General features: G+C 39.1%; 15 protein-coding genes. 8 read left to right on the top strand and 7 right to left on the bottom strand.

Going from position 1 to position 15,341, the window contains the following annotated elements; genetic code table 11:
• Positions 1-2: 2 nt before the first annotated feature.
• The 3 genes from B4N43_RS21200 to B4N43_RS21190 all read right to left on the bottom strand — a co-directional run bounded on the left by B4N43_RS21200 (position 3) and on the right by B4N43_RS21190 (position 5,527).
• Complete coding sequence (locus B4N43_RS21200; protein WP_286736118.1) at positions 3-419, bottom strand: GNAT family N-acetyltransferase; 417 nt, start codon at positions 417-419, stop codon at positions 3-5.
• Positions 416-1,924, bottom strand: a complete 1,509-nt coding sequence (locus tag B4N43_RS21195) for an NAD(P)H-hydrate dehydratase (protein WP_286736117.1) — start codon at positions 1,922-1,924, stop codon at positions 416-418. Before B4N43_RS21195 ends, B4N43_RS21200 begins: the two co-directional genes overlap by 4 nt.
• A 180-nt stretch (positions 1,925-2,104) precedes the next feature.
• The gene (locus tag B4N43_RS21190) at positions 2,105-5,527 is read right to left on the bottom strand and encodes a glycosyltransferase (protein WP_286736115.1); all 3,423 of its coding nucleotides are present in this window, start codon (positions 5,525-5,527) and stop codon (positions 2,105-2,107) included.
• Between the two features lie 165 nt (positions 5,528-5,692).
• Here B4N43_RS21190 and B4N43_RS21185 point away from each other — a divergent pair, with 165 nt between their 5' ends.
• The 3 genes from B4N43_RS21185 to B4N43_RS21175 all read left to right on the top strand — a co-directional run bounded on the left by B4N43_RS21185 (position 5,693) and on the right by B4N43_RS21175 (position 8,566).
• Positions 5,693-6,532 (top strand): DUF4846 domain-containing protein, encoded by an 840-nt coding sequence (locus tag B4N43_RS21185; protein ID WP_286736114.1) that lies wholly within the window; start codon positions 5,693-5,695, stop codon positions 6,530-6,532.
• Between the two features lie 254 nt (positions 6,533-6,786).
• Positions 6,787-7,989 carry an NO-inducible flavohemoprotein gene (gene hmpA, locus B4N43_RS21180; RefSeq protein WP_232475555.1) on the top strand — a complete coding sequence of 401 codons (1,203 nt, stop codon included), beginning with the start codon at positions 6,787-6,789 and terminating at the stop codon, positions 7,987-7,989.
• Between the two features lie 97 nt (positions 7,990-8,086).
• Positions 8,087-8,566, top strand: a complete 480-nt coding sequence (locus tag B4N43_RS21175; protein ID WP_088162157.1) for an RrF2 family transcriptional regulator — start codon at positions 8,087-8,089, stop codon at positions 8,564-8,566.
• A 568-nt stretch (positions 8,567-9,134) separates the two neighbouring features.
• On the opposite strand, the gene B4N43_RS21170 is transcribed toward B4N43_RS21175, so the two are convergent.
• Positions 9,135-9,266, bottom strand: a complete 132-nt coding sequence (locus B4N43_RS21170; RefSeq protein WP_280176843.1) for a hypothetical protein — start codon at positions 9,264-9,266, stop codon at positions 9,135-9,137.
• Between the two features lie 734 nt (positions 9,267-10,000).
• On the opposite strand from B4N43_RS21170, the gene B4N43_RS21165 reads away from it, so the two are divergent.
• Positions 10,001-10,621 carry a hypothetical protein gene (locus tag B4N43_RS21165; RefSeq protein WP_286736113.1) on the top strand — a complete coding sequence of 207 codons (621 nt, stop codon included), beginning with the start codon at positions 10,001-10,003 and terminating at the stop codon, positions 10,619-10,621.
• Positions 10,622-10,781: 160 nt separating this feature from the next.
• On the opposite strand, the gene B4N43_RS21160 is transcribed toward B4N43_RS21165, so the two are convergent.
• Positions 10,782-11,261 (bottom strand): SRPBCC family protein, encoded by a 480-nt coding sequence (locus B4N43_RS21160; RefSeq protein ID WP_286736112.1) that lies wholly within the window; start codon positions 11,259-11,261, stop codon positions 10,782-10,784.
• 115 nt (positions 11,262-11,376) lie between these two features.
• On the opposite strand from B4N43_RS21160, the gene B4N43_RS21155 reads away from it, so the two are divergent.
• Together B4N43_RS21155 and B4N43_RS21150 are read left to right on the top strand one after the other, a co-directional pair.
• The gene (locus tag B4N43_RS21155) at positions 11,377-11,877 is read left to right on the top strand and encodes a GNAT family N-acetyltransferase (protein WP_286736111.1); all 501 of its coding nucleotides are present in this window, start codon (positions 11,377-11,379) and stop codon (positions 11,875-11,877) included.
• A gap of 9 nt (positions 11,878-11,886) precedes the next feature.
• Positions 11,887-12,732, top strand: a complete 846-nt coding sequence (locus tag B4N43_RS21150; protein ID WP_286736110.1) for a metallophosphoesterase — start codon at positions 11,887-11,889, stop codon at positions 12,730-12,732.
• Between the two features lie 34 nt (positions 12,733-12,766).
• Here the strand turns inward: B4N43_RS21150 and B4N43_RS21145 are convergent, their stop codons facing one another.
• Positions 12,767-13,348, bottom strand: coding sequence for a TetR/AcrR family transcriptional regulator (locus B4N43_RS21145; protein ID WP_286736109.1), 582 nt, complete (start codon positions 13,346-13,348; stop codon positions 12,767-12,769).
• Positions 13,349-13,409: 61 nt separating this feature from the next.
• Here B4N43_RS21145 and B4N43_RS21140 point away from each other — a divergent pair, with 61 nt between their 5' ends.
• On the top strand, positions 13,410-13,595 hold the full coding sequence (locus tag B4N43_RS21140; RefSeq protein WP_088162164.1) for a hypothetical protein: 186 nt from the start codon (positions 13,410-13,412) through the stop codon (positions 13,593-13,595).
• Between the two features lie 624 nt (positions 13,596-14,219).
• Here B4N43_RS21140 and B4N43_RS21135 read toward each other — a convergent pair.
• Positions 14,220-14,645 carry a cold-shock protein gene (locus B4N43_RS21135; protein WP_075993311.1) on the bottom strand — a complete coding sequence of 142 codons (426 nt, stop codon included), beginning with the start codon at positions 14,643-14,645 and terminating at the stop codon, positions 14,220-14,222.
• 371 nt (positions 14,646-15,016) lie between these two features.
• Between B4N43_RS21135 and B4N43_RS21130 the strand changes: the two genes are divergently transcribed.
• Positions 15,017-15,298, top strand: coding sequence for a GNAT family N-acetyltransferase (locus B4N43_RS21130; protein ID WP_070565582.1), 282 nt, complete (start codon positions 15,017-15,019; stop codon positions 15,296-15,298).
• The last annotated feature ends 43 nt before the right edge of the window (positions 15,299-15,341 follow it).

Below are 15,341 nucleotides of genomic sequence, written 5' to 3'. Positions count from 1 at the left end.
TGTTAACTTACAGAATCATTTGTTAAAGATAATGAATAGGTGACGGTGGCTTCATGTTGTTTTAGAAGAACAAATCCATTACTTGTCCAAAAATGTTGCTGATCGCCGGCCACATTTGCAAGAAGATATTGACCAGCAAATGTATGGATAAATAGTTCCGCATGCTTCAATAATGCTGTGCCTACACCTTTCAGCCTTACATGTGGAGCAACAGCGAGGAAATGGATTGTATAAGTACCACCTGAACTAATCAGGCTCAGCACGCCTACCACTTCGTTTCCATCGTAGGCCGCAAAATGCGTCGCTTCAAAATCGCCCTCCAACATCACCTCGGCCAACTTACCTTCCGGAGCGAAAACCTCTTTTCGAAGTTTCCAGGTCCGGGCGGCAAAAACTTGTTCAATGTACCAATCTATCATAATCCTTTTTCTAAAGACATAAATGCGTCGGAAAGATGATTGATGGTATCTGAAGGTAATAAGGAATAGGTGCCGATCGTCTTCACTGCAATATCTGCCGCGCGCCCATGGATATATACCCCCATAATTAAAGCGTCTTTAGAAGAATAGCCCTGTCCAAGCAAGGAGGTAATAATCCCTGTCAGTATATCACCACTGCCTCCTGTTGCCATCCCAACATTGCCCGTACTATTGAAGTACACAATCCCATCAGGCATAACCATAGCACTATTAGCCCCTTTTATTAACACGTAAAACTGATGTTTACGCGCAAAAACTTTCACTTTCTCAATCTTTTCGAAATCATCTTGCCAAGCACCCAATATCCGGCTAAGTTCTTTGGGATGGGGAGTCAATATACTATGCGCTGGAACAAAAGCCCAAAGATTCGGTTCGCGGGCAAGAATATTTAAAGCATCAGCATCTAATACCAAAGGAGTATCATTAACACAGTTTATAAATACCTTTAGCGCATCAATTGTATGCGGCGCTGTTCCCATGCCGATTCCGATACCAACAGACTGATAGCCATCGATTTCCGGGAATTGGCTAATAAAATCTTGTTCAGGATCAGTCAACACCATCGCTTCGGGCACAGCGGTCTGTAAGATGGTATTACCACCGTCAGGTACATAAGCGGAAGCTAAACCGCAGCCCGCTCGAAGAGCCGCTTTTAACGCAAGCTGAACGCCCCCCATTTTACCTTTACTTCCGCCAATAATAAGGGTATGACCAAATGTTCCCTTATGATCAAATTTCCTTCGTTGTCGATAAAAGGACCTGACAAGCGGCTCGTCGACATAAAAAAGATTGGTTTCTGCCGCTTCAATTGCTCGTTGGCTAAGATCGATATCCAATACCTTGAAGTCTTTTACATACCATTGGTTTTCGGGCAGCAGCAAGGCCATCTTGGGAAACTGAAAGGTATAAACCAAATCTGCCTTTACAATTGGAACATCTGCAGCAGTCTTTTTATCTGCCAGTAGTCCAGAAGGCATATCGACGGAATAGATCCTTGCACCACATCCATTTATACTGGAAATTATACCGTTCCAATCAGCTGTTAATACACGCTTTAATCCATAACCAAACAAGCAATCCAGTACGATTGCATCGGAAGGGATATCAATCTGGTTTTCCGCTGCAATTTTTTGAATCATATGATTGGGTAAACGCTTTTGATTGGCAAGATTATCAGCGGAGTAATCCGCTACATCCATTAAATAAACCTTGACTTGGGCCTGTTGTTGATCCAACAGACGAGCCAGCACCAAGCCATCGCCGCCGTTGTTTCCTTTACCGCAGAAGATGAAAAAGGTACTGTGCTCCAATCGGGGATGAAGCTTTTTAATTTCCTCAAAAACAACTGTTGCAGCTCGTTCCATCAGGTCTAGACTACTGATTTTTTGATCCTTTAGGGTTTCACTATCAATCCTGTTTATCTGCTGAGCGGAAAGTATCTTCATTTGGTCGCTATTTTTATTGAAAGTAGCTATTCTCAAGGTCAATTAAAAATCTCGGTATAATTTTTTGGCAGGCTGGCGATAGTGATCCTAGTGTACGATCCCACGAAGGAACTACATCAGATCGCTATCGTTTAGCTCATGCACGTGTCTGCTTTTTATTCACTTGTTGTTACCGGCTTTTTATTCACTTATTGTTACCTCTTTCACTCCGCCCGTACGTTTCAAGGTACCCCAGGTATTCAATTCACCTTTAATGGCTTTTCTGACAGACTTGAATAAAACGAAGTACATCAGTTGACGCCAGAAAAAACGCTGCGGAAACAAATAAATTAAATTGCTAAGCTTCTCGCCTTCCATTTTAAAGGCAATACCTGCAAAGAACATATCCACGAATACAAAAAGGAAGTAATAAAACATCACTTGACCAAAACCATTATGCAGTGAAAATAATCCTGCAATTCCCGTCCAGCTGATACCATTTACCTCGCTTAAGGAGAAAAGACCACTCACTAGAGAGAATAACATAAAAATATCGGCCAAAGGAGCAAATAAAGGAAGTATAATCTGAAAAATCAGAATATTAGGCATTCCGACCATACCAAAATAGCCATATTTGGGATTCAACAAGGTCTGTTTATTTTTCCAAAAACTCTGCAACACACCAAAACTCCAACGGAAACGTTGCTTGAAGAGCATTTTGACCGTATCCGGTGCTTCCGTATAAGCGATTGCTTCAGATGAATTTCGCACGGTATAACCCGCTCTTAATATACGCATGGTTAAATCACAATCTTCCGCTAACGTATCCGTAGTAAATCCGCCCACTTCCAAAATAACAGATCTACGAAAGGCCCCAATTGCTCCTGGTACGACCGATATCATATTGAGCAAATCGAACGCTCTCCGATCCATATTCTGTGAGGTGATATATTCGATCGATTGCCAATGTGTCAATATATTATGCACATTTCCCACTTTAACACTACCCGCAACAGCGGCGATCTGAGGTTTATTGAAATATTTCATCAACTGTTTTAACGCATCTGTTTTCAATTGTGTATCGGCATCGATACAAAGCACAAACTGTGCTTCGGATTGTTGGATACCATAGTTAAGCGCAGAAGCCTTGCCCCCATTTGGTTTTGTAAATAACCTTACTTTAGGATGATCGCCATACACCTTACTGACAATCTCAAAAGTCTTGTCTTTTGATCCATCATCAACAAAAATCAATTCATAATTGGGGTAATCCAAATTCAACAGGCTTTTTATCGTTGCCAACACTGTTATTTCCTCATTATAGGCAGGAATGATCACACTCACCTTTTCCCGAGGTTCCACAACCAATTGAGATCGCTCTTTTTTACTTTTTTGTTTTTGTCGGATTGCCAGATAAGCAATCATTGCTGTTCTAAAAATTGCCAATACAATTGCAACGGAAAAAACCAAGTTAAGGAAGATGTTACCGTAAAACAATGTTCCTAAGAACAAGCGGTTGGAAGATCCACTAAATCCCGAATCGGAAGCATTTTCTACAGGAGGCATCAGTTCATCACGTTTTTTCCCCATTAAATCTCCAATCGTCGCAAATTTATAACCATGTGATTTAAAATAATGAATAATGCGCGGCAAGGCGGCTATAGTCGCTTCTCGATTGCCTCCGGCATCATGTAATAGAATAATGTTTCCATTATCGCGTTGTTTTATGACTTCATTATAGATTTCATCTGCCGTACGACCAGGTAACCAGTCGTTGGGATCAATATACTCGCCGATATTGATGTAGTTCTCTTTCCGGCTCTGAGCAACAGGCAGAATTTCGGCAACAGTCTGTGGCTCGGCATCGGCATTAAAAGGGGCCCGGAAAAGAATTGTACTATGACCGGTTATGCATTCGATGATCTTTCGGGTGGCATTCAGTTCAAACGTAACGCGATTTGGGCCTATTGTAGACATATCAGGATGAAAAAAGGTATGGTTACCGAGTTCATGTCCTTCTTGATATTCTCTCCGAACCAGATCCATATTTTTCTCAGCCATAACACCAACAAGAAAGAAAGCTCCGGGAACATGTTCCTTTTTTAATATATCTAATACTTGTGGTGTATACGTAGGATCGGGACCGTCGTCAAAGGTCAGGACCACAGTATTATCTCTTTCTCCAAAGCGTTTGATTACATAATTACTTGGCGTCTTTACATACTCCTGATTCTCAACCATAAGCGTTGATGGGTCGTAAGTGAATTTCACTTCCCCCGGAGCAGGACTATTGACCAAGTCCAAAATTTCCCCATCCCCAATATATTGAATACCCCCGACATTGATCTGGCTTATCTTTCCAAAGTCAAAAGGTTCTTTTTTCAGATTTTCTCGGTCCAATGATCTTGAAATAAATGACCATAAACGGGAGTCTTCACTTCCTAAACGCCAAAGTGCAATACCAGCTAGCCCCCAGTCATCTGCTTTGCGGATAAGATTAAAATAGGTTGCAGCGTCTGTAAAATAGACATCATGATGCATCCCTGTCCCATCTTTATAGCTAAAGTTGAGATTTGCAGATTCGGGATCAAAAGTAATCTTAGCATTGTAATTATGCGCCAAAATAACAGCATTATCATATGTCAATGTCTTGCCGACACTGCCTTTTGGCCAATCATATCCATAACAGGCCAAAGCCAGGATCACCTTGTCTGCATCGATCTTATTGCAAAGTTCATCAAGATTTTTTTCGACCCATGCCTGATGTGAAATGGCGCCGGCATTACTTTTAATGGAATGCTGATCATAAGCCATAAGTATGATGTAATCGTTGTACTTTTGTAAGGCAATGGGATCGTAATCATCATTTTCAGGTGAAATATCCTGCGTGACAAGTAGGCCTTCTGTATGAAATACCGTATAGATGTGGCCCATAAAATCATTCAGCGCCTTGTGGTCATCCAACTGTAAATTCTCAAAGTCAATATTTATGCCAGCAAAGCCATTGCGCTTCACTTTAAGAAGGATATCGTCTATAAAACGCTGTTGTTTATCCGGATTAAGTAAAATAGCCTTTACAGTCTGCCCGTCAAAATCGTTACCACTGAAATTGGAAATCTGTGCGATAGCTTTGCGCTTATATTGATGAATGACCTTAAGCGCAGAAGTATCTGCTTTATCCACTACTGTATCTTGATTAGGCACAGTAAAAAAGGATTCCATAGCAACCATATCCAAATGACCAATATTGCGGCGTAGATCCGATAAAGACTGCTCACGAACTTCATTAGACCAAGAACTAACATAAAACCCCATATTGATTCTATCTTTGGTACCAATATGTTTCAAATGCTTCAGCTCCCGGTCACGTTTAATCTTCTCCAATTCGGATTTTACAATGGTAAACTCCTTAAATTGTTTGGATTTTTTTAATCTGGCGGTGGACTTTTCAGTCAATGCTGTGTTGGTATTAATTGTTGGAAAAGGAGGAATCTGAATCTTTCCCAATGTATAAACCACACAGATAACACCAATGATCAAACCTATCACCAATGCTCTGCTCATCCATGAAAAAGCGTACCAGCGCTTTTTGCTTGACGTCTGAAAAATCTGTTTTCCTGACATAATCGTATTCTTATTAACTTCGGCTAAGCTACATCAGAAAATGATCCAAAAAGTTGATGAATAGCTTAAAAATTTCTTAATTTTTTCAAATGATTCACACTTCGAATTATATCTAAATTTAAGTATATTCGATAAAACGCAATACACTAGCTCAGAAACTTTTATATGAGATCAATATATGTACTCATTCCACTCCTCTCGTGTCAGGTTTTCAGTGGATGTGGGCAGCCAAATGTTGCTGCACCTAATAACAAAACTTTGAATCCGGCAACTACTGCGTCAATAGCACCTGACGGAAATCAGTTTATCAACCCCGATGGGATGACGATCAAATCGCGCATTTTGTTACCAGAAGGCTTTAAAAGGCCTACCTACCGGGTCGAAGAATTTGGAAATTTTCTCGAAAATCTTCCATTATACCCCATCGACCAGGAGGTACATTATTATAACGGAAAAATTAAACCTAGAAATAACATCTACAATAGTGTTGTGAAGCTAGACATAGGAAAGCGCGATTTACACCAATGCGCCGATGCTGTAATGCGACTCAGGGCAGATTACTTATACCAACAAAAGCGGTATAAGGATATCAAATTCAACTTCCTTTCCGATAGCAAGCCCCGCGCATATACAAACTATGCAAAAGGAGACTCCTCCTACCCAACCTATTGGAAATACCTGGAATATGTGTTTGCCTATGCCAATACGGCTTCGCTACACGATGAGCTGCCCAGCGCAAAAACGACTCAGGAAGTTAAGATTGGAGATACTTTTATCCAGAAAGGATCACCCATTGGCCACGCAATCATTGTAGTTGATCTAGCCAAGGACAATACTGGAAAAACAATCGTGCTGCTCGCGCAAAGTTACATGCCAGCCCAAGAAATACAAATTTTAAACAATTGGAACAACAGCACGCTTAGTCCTTGGTACGATATAGACCAGGATATTATAAAAACCCCTGAATGGACATTTTACCCTAAAAACCTCAAAACATGGGAATAGCCAGGGTTAAAAACTTGTGAATAGCCAGAGCTGATCATAATAATACTTTTTCAATCGATCAGGTGATGACCAAACAACAGGTAAAAAATAATAAAAGATATTTTTGTCTTTTATTATAAATTTCTATTTTTGTACCCGATAGTCACTTGCAAATGAACCCTATCAAGGTTTACAAAATTCCTCGTAGCGAGGTGGATTTTTTTGTTTTTTATTCCGATCAAATAAAAGATAAAAAGGTATTTAAATATTTTATTATGATTACTGAAGCACAAAAAGAGTTAATCAAAGGCACTGTACCGATTTTAAAAGAACATGGTGTAGCGCTGACTAGTTATTTTTATAAACGTATGTTTGCCCACAATCCTGAGCTTAAACATATCTTCAATATGGGAAACCAACAAAATGCGCGACAACAAACGGCGTTGGCTACAGCTGTGTTAGCCTATGCGGAGCATATCGAGAATCCCGCAGTCCTCCTTTCTGCAGTGAAACATATTGGACAAAAACACAGTAGTCTCAATATTCGTCCGGAGCATTATCAGATTGTTGGCAAGCATCTATTGGCCTCCATTCAAGAAGTATTGGGGGATGCAGCAACAGAAGAACTGATTGAAGCCTGGAAAGTTGCCTATTTTCAATTAGCAGATCTGATGATCGGAGTCGAAAAGGATATGTATGATCAAATGATCCAGAACGAGGGCGGATGGACGGGTTGGAAGCCATTCACCATTGTAAAAGTGGTATCTGAGACCGCCGAGATTCAGTCTATTTATCTCAAGCCAACAGATCAAGGAAAACTTCCAAAACATGAGGCAGGCCAGTATGTAAGTGTACGTGTATTTCTTCCCGAATTACACCTGTATCAACCAAGACAATATAGTCTTTCCGATGCGAGCAATGGAGAGTACCTTCGGATTTCGGTAAAAAGAGAAGCTACGGAAGGAAAACCTGAGGGTATGGTGAGTAATTATATACATCAATACTTTGAAGTTGGAAAACAACTGGAACTCACAGCACCTACAGGTTCCTTTCAACTTATCGAAAGTGAAAAACCACATGTATTTATTAGTGGTGGAGTTGGTCAGACCCCATTAATTGCCATGTTAGAGCATTTAGCTGACAAGAAAGAAGACAAACCAATCACTTGGATCCACGGTTGCCGTAACCCTGATTTACATGCGTTTAAAGAAAGATTAATAACATTGGAAAATCAACATCAAAACATAACTAGTTTTTCTTTCTATGACGAAGCTCAAGATGCGGATGCCGACGTACTTGTGGGTTGGGTTGATCTCGCTAAAATAGATGCTTCGCATCTTCCACAGGAGGCAAACTATTACCTCTGTGGCCCATCAGGATTTATCAAAAAGCACTTCCAATATTTAACGAATCAGGGTGTCAACGCTGAGAACATTCATTTCGAAGAATTTGGTCCAGCATCTTTGCAACTAAATTAATTGCACTACCCCACTTCATCAAATAGTCATCCCTAATTTTTAATCATTGGCGGATGGCTATTTTTGATTTTGTACATTTGCAAAAAGCAAAAAGATTATGGGTATTTTTTCTAAAACATGTGAATATGGACTACGGGCAGTTTTTTTTATCGCACAAAGCTCCCAAGAAAATAAACGCGTGAGCATAAAAGAAATAGCAGAGAGCATCCATTCTCCGGAAGCTTTTCTAGGCAAGATACTACAGAATCTAAGCCGTGCAGGTATCATTCGATCCATGAAGGGACCTGGTGGTGGATTTTACCTCGATAGGGAAGACATGTCCACTCCACTATCCGAAGTCGTCAAAGCGATCGATGGTGAAAGTCTATTTGTCGGCTGCGGCATGGGGCTTGAATTCTGCTCCGAACAATATCCCTGTCCCTTGCATCACGAGTTCAAAAGCATACGCAACAACCTCTCGGAAATGCTTCAAAAAACAACGGTCGGCCAATTCAATGATGACCTGATTAAAGGGAAAATCCTGTTAACGAAAAGCCATATCGACCCGAATAAAACCACGGGTAATTCCTTGGATTAACAGGCTAAATCTTCAGCTTTTTCCTTCATTTTTTCTATTGAGTACCGTTTTGAAAATAATTCGGAAGACGTAAAATTCGCTTTTTTTCGTATAAAACTACACGTTCACATAATCCACATAACACAGCTGATTAAAAGCAATATAAAAATTACAAAACATTAGAATGTATCGCATTTAAGCGTCCCGGCATCCAATTATTCAAATCATTGAAATTACGCGAAATAGGATACCCCAAGACCATTTCTAAACTTGTTATCAGGTCGCCACCAAACTCGATATAACTCCCTGAAAGTAACCCTCACTTTTTATTTAATCCGCTCCATGAAACAAGGAAATAGGCTTTTTGTCAGCCTATACCAAGGCAACAATGCTCCTTTTTTGACGTATTTCTTTTGGGTTAAACCCAAAAAACATGAATTATTTTCTGACTATCACACCATTTTCATACAATTTTGCAGCTTTTAATATAAAACCAAAAAAAATACAAATTAACATCTAAACAACAACATATTACATATTTTATATAAATAAATAAAACACATATAAAACGGTTTAAAAAGCTTGATTTTTATAACAGAAAGGGTGTGGATAAAATTTTATCCACACCCTTTCTGTTATTCATGGATAGCGCTAAAGCGGGCATTCCCTCCAGTGCCGGATACAAAAAAATACAGGAGACCACAATCTTTAAATTCTTCATGTGTATTGTACAGTTCGAGGTCACAGTTCCCGCCATTAACGATGATTACCTACGAAAAGAGCATCCATGTAGTAGAGCGAGCACATAGACGTTACTATATTTTTTTAGCGCTTCTCCCAACATCATGCGAAACGTTTCGCCCCTCAAGCTAGTCCATTTGTAAAGACCACTTCATTATGAGTAAGCAAACACACGATTTAACACCCTTTTGAATCGATCTAAGACAATATCCCTACATAATCATTGCCTTTACCCACAATTTACACAAAGTCGCTTAAAACGAATAATAACAACCTTTCAGCAAAACTATAGGATGATTCAAAAAACTCCCCGTTAAATTAGACAGGCAACTCCCACCTGAATGGACCTACGGCAACCAAGACCAACGACCCAAATCACCCGACTTAATTCTAGCCCTCTTTTAATCGATTTAAGACATCTTCTCCGAGTAAAGCACCATACGGTCACTCAAGAAAAAGAGAAGCAAAAACGAGCTTAAAACAACCTTCACAGCATCGGACCAGCACTTGAATGTGATGAGTTAGACAACCCTTTCGGTATATCCAACAGCGTCAAAAAACAACAAAAAAATCAATAAGAAGATTTAATACAGCTAAATAAACAGAATAACTTTAAGTAAAACATTACAACTAAAACTACCCAAATCCATTAAAATCAAATTCACACAGAACAAAACAAACGCTTTTATTATATTTAAGTTTTCCCAACAAACCATGAGTAACACCCCCTTTGTATTGAGATCATTTTTAAAAACCGAACTTATAAAGATCAGGAAAACCCGCAATGTGATCATTGGTATCTTCCTCGCGATATTCGTTTTTTGTTACGGATTTTTTCTGGTGGCTTTTTTTCAGAAATGGTCGGACAGTGAAGACAGGCTGTCGTTTTTTTACAAATCACTCCCTACCCTATCCTTTCTTTTCGTTTATCTAGGCTTTGCGTTCGGCCTGTTGTGTTGGATAGCTTATATTAAAAACCAAAAATTCATCCATGCACTGCGGCAACTAAACGACGATGATCTTTACATCTACCAACAATACAGCAGACGACTGGTCCGCATCTTTTCAGCTATTGCCCCTTATCTTTTTTGTGAAAATGAAATTTTATTTTTCCCATTTATTGGAAACAAACAGATCCCAATTAGTCAAATCCATCGCATTGAAACAAAAATCATCAGAAGCTACCGAGGGCCCAACAGCTATCGCGTCTATTTCTATAATGAATTCAACAAAATCTATCAGACAACCATGAATCAGAAAGGAGCTTTTGATTTCTTACAGGAGCAGCTTCGGAAGGAAAATCCAGCGATAGTTGTTGTCGCTAGAAACCATTAAACACATACGAGTTTTCAGATAATTCAGCGAAAAAGCGGAGCATCCCCATATCATCGTTCATTGAACTGCTAAATGTGATCCAGTTGAAAAATTAACCCCTATGCTTCTCGCGAAAACCAACAGTCGACACCTACAACCTATCGCTTATTCCCGAAGGAAACTAGACTGGAAGATACAACAGGTATTTACCCGACTCAGCAACTTCTTTGATCACCTGGTTTCTTTCTTCAAGAAAGCGCAACATGTATCGGGTTAAAAATAGCCATTCTACAAGCCTTCCCAGAACTCCGAGAGGAGCCTTAAAATTAAACACATCGCGCATTAATACTTTACCATGTTCCAGTTCCTTGAAAATATGCTGGTGATCCATCGAATGAAACACTCCTTGAGTCATTCGATCTTCGAAAAAATGAGGTTTTTCCATCGCTGTTATCTGTACAGTTAATGTTTGCTTTACTCCAAGATGCCTTGCACGCCACCGCACATGCTGACCTGCCTCGATTAATCCTGTCGTCACCCCATCAATTGCCTTCTCCCCAGTTTTCTTTGTCGAATACATATGCAGATCAATACTACGTGCCAAGTCAAAAACAACCGATAAAGGAGCTTCTATAATTGTATCTAAAATAAGCTGCGGCATAATACTCTTTTAATATATTTCACACGAATTTCGTAAAATTCAGTAATTTCTTTAGGATCGGGCTCGAGAATTTTCTAAATTGATTTACCTTCAGAACGGCAACTAGACAATAATCATGATAACACTACTTCAATTCGAAAAATCAGATTTCCCGCTTTTTAAGTCATGGATTCGATCAGCTGAGGATCTATTACAATTTGCAGGGCCGTATTTTTCGTTTCCGCTTACCGATGACCAACTTGAAAAATACATTCAAGACCCAAAGCGAAACGCCTTTAAAATTATCGACACAGCAACCAAAGAAATTATCGGCCACTGCGAATTAAGCTTCGAACAGGACATTCCAAGACTTTGCCGCATCCTAATTGCAAAAAGTTCCGAACGAAATAAAGGTTATGGCAAGAGCACTGTGAACACACTCCTCAGGCGGCTTTTTATTGAAGGTAATTATGAAACAGCCGATTTAAATGTCTATGACTGGAATCACAATGCAATCCGATGTTATGAATCCGTAGGTTTTCGGATTAACGAAAATATGATTTCGGAAGTAACAATTGGCAACGAAACCTGGAAAAGCCTTAACATGAAGATTAGCAAATCTGATTGGAAAAGTTAATTTAGCACCATGAAAAATAAGCGAAAATTAAAGCATATAGCGATTTACTTATTCGTAATTGGCGCATTACTCGGTTTTTACAGCTGGAAAATTGAGCCACATTGGGTAAAATATGAGCAAATCAATCTAACTGTAAAACATTTACCCGAAGCATTGCAAGGAAAGTCATTGATCCAAATCTCGGACATCCATATTGGCAATTACGTGGATAAAGATTTTATAAAAAGAACCTTTCGGGAAATCGCGGCATTAAAGCCCGATATCATGGTATACACCGGCGACTTTGTACGTCTTGTCCATAATAAAATTCCCTTAGAAGAACTCGATGAAGTCATGCAAGATGCCCCAAAAGGCAAACTTCAAACATTGGCAATTCTAGGCAATCATGACTATGGAAAGAATTTTCAGGACAGTGCAGCGGCAGATTCAATCGTTAGCCTACTCAATGGATATTCGATAAAAGTATTGAGAAATGAAAGCGTAATAACCCAAGGATTAAGAATATTCGGTATAGATGACTTTTGGGGAACGAACTTTGACCTTGTAAAGGCCATGAAAGACTATAATCAATCTCAAGCCAGTTTAGTTTTATGTCACAATCCGGATGCCGCAGACCTCGACGGCTGGAATGGATACAATGGCTGGATACTGGCAGGACACACGCATGCTGGCCAAGTAAGAATTCCTTTTTGGGGCTCCCCGATTATTCCCGTCAAAAACAAAAACTACGATCAAGGAATCAAGAAAATAAGCGGAGACAGAACATTGTATATCAACCGCGGACTGGGCCACAGCATCCCCATCAGATTCAACGCTCGACCCGAGGTTACCATTTTCACGTTAAGGAAAGAATAACAACCCAAGGATCGATTCAATTTGACCCGTTCCTTTAAACAAGATATGGATAAAAGGCCGTGTGAATCGTCTGTCTATAATCTTCCAGTGGATTTCCATTTTGGTGTGCACCCAAAACAGCATAGCTTGAGCTCCAAAAATCTGAAATGATAAAAAGTTGGCGCACGAACCCCTGTAAATTTGCCAAGGGTATATCAGAGCGAAACATGCCTAGCTCAGCGTAATACAAAAACAGAGAGACAAGTTGCTCTTCACGCTGTGCCACCAAATTTCTGTAAGCCTCTGCAATACTGGGGATCCAGTTGCAAATTTCGACAAAATTCTCAAAAATAAACCTGTATTTCGATATTAGCGCATAAGAGCCATCAATAAAACTATCCAGCACCCGGCGAAATGTGCTTGCATCATCTTCAGGTTTCAAAATCATCTTTTCATACTCGTTTTGCAATAATTGGAAAAGTTGAAAAATAATATCCTCGGTATGTTTAAAATGATAATGAAGATTACCGGCACTTATATTCAGTTCCTGAGCAATTTGACGCGTTGTTACCGTACGTATACCATCACGATTGTAAAGCTTCAACGCACCCACAATAATTTTTTCTTTCGTATTCATGATGCAAAATTAGAACAATTGTTCTAATTTTGCATCATAAACTAAAAATAAGATCATATACATGGAAAAATCAACGGGAAATTGGCTAAAAAGGCAATACATCGAATTAAAACAAACTTTAATCCCAGCTCATCCAAACGACAGTTCTTGGAAGAAATTCGGTAAACAGACTGCTTTCTTTATGTTTTTAACTTTAATGGCATGCGGTGCTATAGCAATGTTAATCGCCATCTCCTTCGCTCATTAAGTAGGGAGCTGTTTGACGGCTTATTTATCTTCTACTGGTTTTGTTGGTTCTTTATTCGATTTACTCGGGCTAATCATTTCCCTATCCCCTTCCTAAACGACTGGCTGACTGATTTCGTTTTTGTACCGATTATTATCCATTGTTCATCTATAGTAGGTAGTTATGTATTCAACAATGGCAGAGCCCATGGTTATCCGCTTTACCAAATCTGGATAATTTCATTCTTCACCTCCTTACTTTTTGAATGGATCATGCCTCAATGTACCACTTATAATACCGGAGATATTGCTGACGTCGCAGCTTACTTTGCTGGAGGGTTATTTTATTTCTGTTTCCATCAATCCTTCTATATCAAAAAAAATCATCAACTTATCCGAGAGAGGAACAATAAGCAGAAATCGTGAAATTATACCGGTAGAAAAAAACTCTTTTCGCTCTCAACAGCGATTAATGAAAGCGATTTAAACGCTGAAACTGCGGGAAGCCTCTCTTTATAAAGAATACCTTTAGCGGGAAAGCAGGCATTCGGATAAATGTAAAAAAACCTTTGTTTGACTCCAAATACCCTGACATCAAACAAAAGGCCTTATAATCATCAATACTCGATTAAGAGTACTTTTTCAGCTAATACTCGATCAAGACTTCAGTGACTTGAGCACCTTGTTTAGCACTTTTAAATTTAAACTTCACTTTCTGATTCAAGTTCAATTTCTGTCCAGCAAGACGGTCATTGAAATAAATAGATTGTTGAGTTTCGTTGTCTCTAATAAACCCATAGTTGGAGTCGTTATTGTAATGGACAACTTTTCCGAAGGAATACTCGTCATGATGATTTGAGGCCATGCTTGGACTCTCCCCTTCTTTCAATTTTATCGCAGGTCTGTCTGAAATATTCCCATGTTCATCAACATAAGCAAACAATTCTTCCAAAGATTTCCCCTTGTCGTTGTTTGTTTTGTTGAATTCTTTTTTCTCAATTTTTTGTTGTTTTTTGAGTAGTTTCTTTTTTTCTCGTTCTTTTTTGTTAAATGTAATTTGGCTTTTGCTCATTCAATATGGATTAAAATAAATGTTCCCGAGGAGGTTACGGACCTTTAGAGCTTCGTTGAAAAGATAAAAATGCGATGTGTTCTAAGGAGATAATTGCAAAGGTACAAAAAATTCTTTAAAAAAGGGATATTGAGCGATCCTGCACCAAGTGATCTTAACCTGGAACCGATTCGTTTCTTCGACTTTAAACACAAATATCCAGTTCATAAATTTTTGTCTAAACCTAGTCGCGTACAATGGGCCCTGATAACAGTCAGTTACCTGAAGCCCATCGATCTTTCGATCTTTTTAAACAAGATTTATTTCGATCACAAAATTGAAAAATTCCATAAAACAAAAAGATCATTTGGACGTTATTTTTAAAAAAAACTATGGAAATAAGAAACATCGAAAGGGACGAAAGAGGCAATTTTATTGCAGAAGTTGAAAATAATGAAGCCGGAATTTTAGAGTATACCTGGCAAAACGATCATGAGTTTTCCATTGATCATACAGAAGTCTACGATGAGTATCAGGGAATGAGTGTGGGAAAAAAATTGGTACTGGAGGCTGTTGACTATGCCCGAAAGAATGACGCCAAAATTATCCCAAATTGTCCCTATGCGAAAGCTATCTTCGATAAAACAATAGCTTTTCAAGATGTATTGGCATAAAAAAGCCGTTTTATCCTGTCGATAAAACGGCTTTTTATACTGT

It is taken from the genome of Sphingobacterium sp. UBA1897 (assembly GCF_002337775.1).
In the GTDB taxonomy this organism is placed as follows: domain Bacteria; phylum Bacteroidota; class Bacteroidia; order Sphingobacteriales; family Sphingobacteriaceae; genus Sphingobacterium; species Sphingobacterium siyangense.
This window is presented reverse-complemented; position numbering and strand designations above follow the sequence as displayed.

Bases quoted from the DNA above. Each gene is read 5' to 3' on its own strand.
- B4N43_RS21170 (WP_280176843.1), bottom strand. From the start codon at position 9,266: ATGAAGAATTTAAAGATTGTGGTCTCCTGTATTTTTTTGTATCCGGCA.
- B4N43_RS21160 (WP_286736112.1), bottom strand. From the start codon at position 11,261: ATGCCGCAGCTTATTTTAGATACAATTATAGAAGCTCCTTTATCGGTT.
- hmpA (WP_232475555.1), top strand. From the start codon at position 6,787: ATGATTACTGAAGCACAAAAAGAGTTAATCAAAGGCACTGTACCGATT.
- B4N43_RS21195 (WP_286736117.1), bottom strand. From the start codon at position 1,924: ATGAAGATACTTTCCGCTCAGCAGATAAACAGGATTGATAGTGAAACC.
- B4N43_RS21190 (WP_286736115.1), bottom strand. From the start codon at position 5,527: ATGTCAGGAAAACAGATTTTTCAGACGTCAAGCAAAAAGCGCTGGTAC.
- B4N43_RS21150 (WP_286736110.1), top strand. From the start codon at position 11,887: ATGAAAAATAAGCGAAAATTAAAGCATATAGCGATTTACTTATTCGTA.
- B4N43_RS21140 (WP_088162164.1), top strand. From the start codon at position 13,410: ATGGAAAAATCAACGGGAAATTGGCTAAAAAGGCAATACATCGAATTA.
- B4N43_RS21175 (WP_088162157.1), top strand. From the start codon at position 8,087: ATGGGTATTTTTTCTAAAACATGTGAATATGGACTACGGGCAGTTTTT.
- B4N43_RS21145 (WP_286736109.1), bottom strand. From the start codon at position 13,348: ATGAATACGAAAGAAAAAATTATTGTGGGTGCGTTGAAGCTTTACAAT.
- B4N43_RS21200 (WP_286736118.1), bottom strand. From the start codon at position 419: ATGATAGATTGGTACATTGAACAAGTTTTTGCCGCCCGGACCTGGAAA.
- B4N43_RS21185 (WP_286736114.1), top strand. From the start codon at position 5,693: ATGAGATCAATATATGTACTCATTCCACTCCTCTCGTGTCAGGTTTTC.
- B4N43_RS21130 (WP_070565582.1), top strand. From the start codon at position 15,017: ATGGAAATAAGAAACATCGAAAGGGACGAAAGAGGCAATTTTATTGCA.
- B4N43_RS21135 (WP_075993311.1), bottom strand. From the start codon at position 14,645: ATGAGCAAAAGCCAAATTACATTTAACAAAAAAGAACGAGAAAAAAAG.
- B4N43_RS21155 (WP_286736111.1), top strand. From the start codon at position 11,377: ATGATAACACTACTTCAATTCGAAAAATCAGATTTCCCGCTTTTTAAG.
- B4N43_RS21165 (WP_286736113.1), top strand. From the start codon at position 10,001: ATGAGTAACACCCCCTTTGTATTGAGATCATTTTTAAAAACCGAACTT.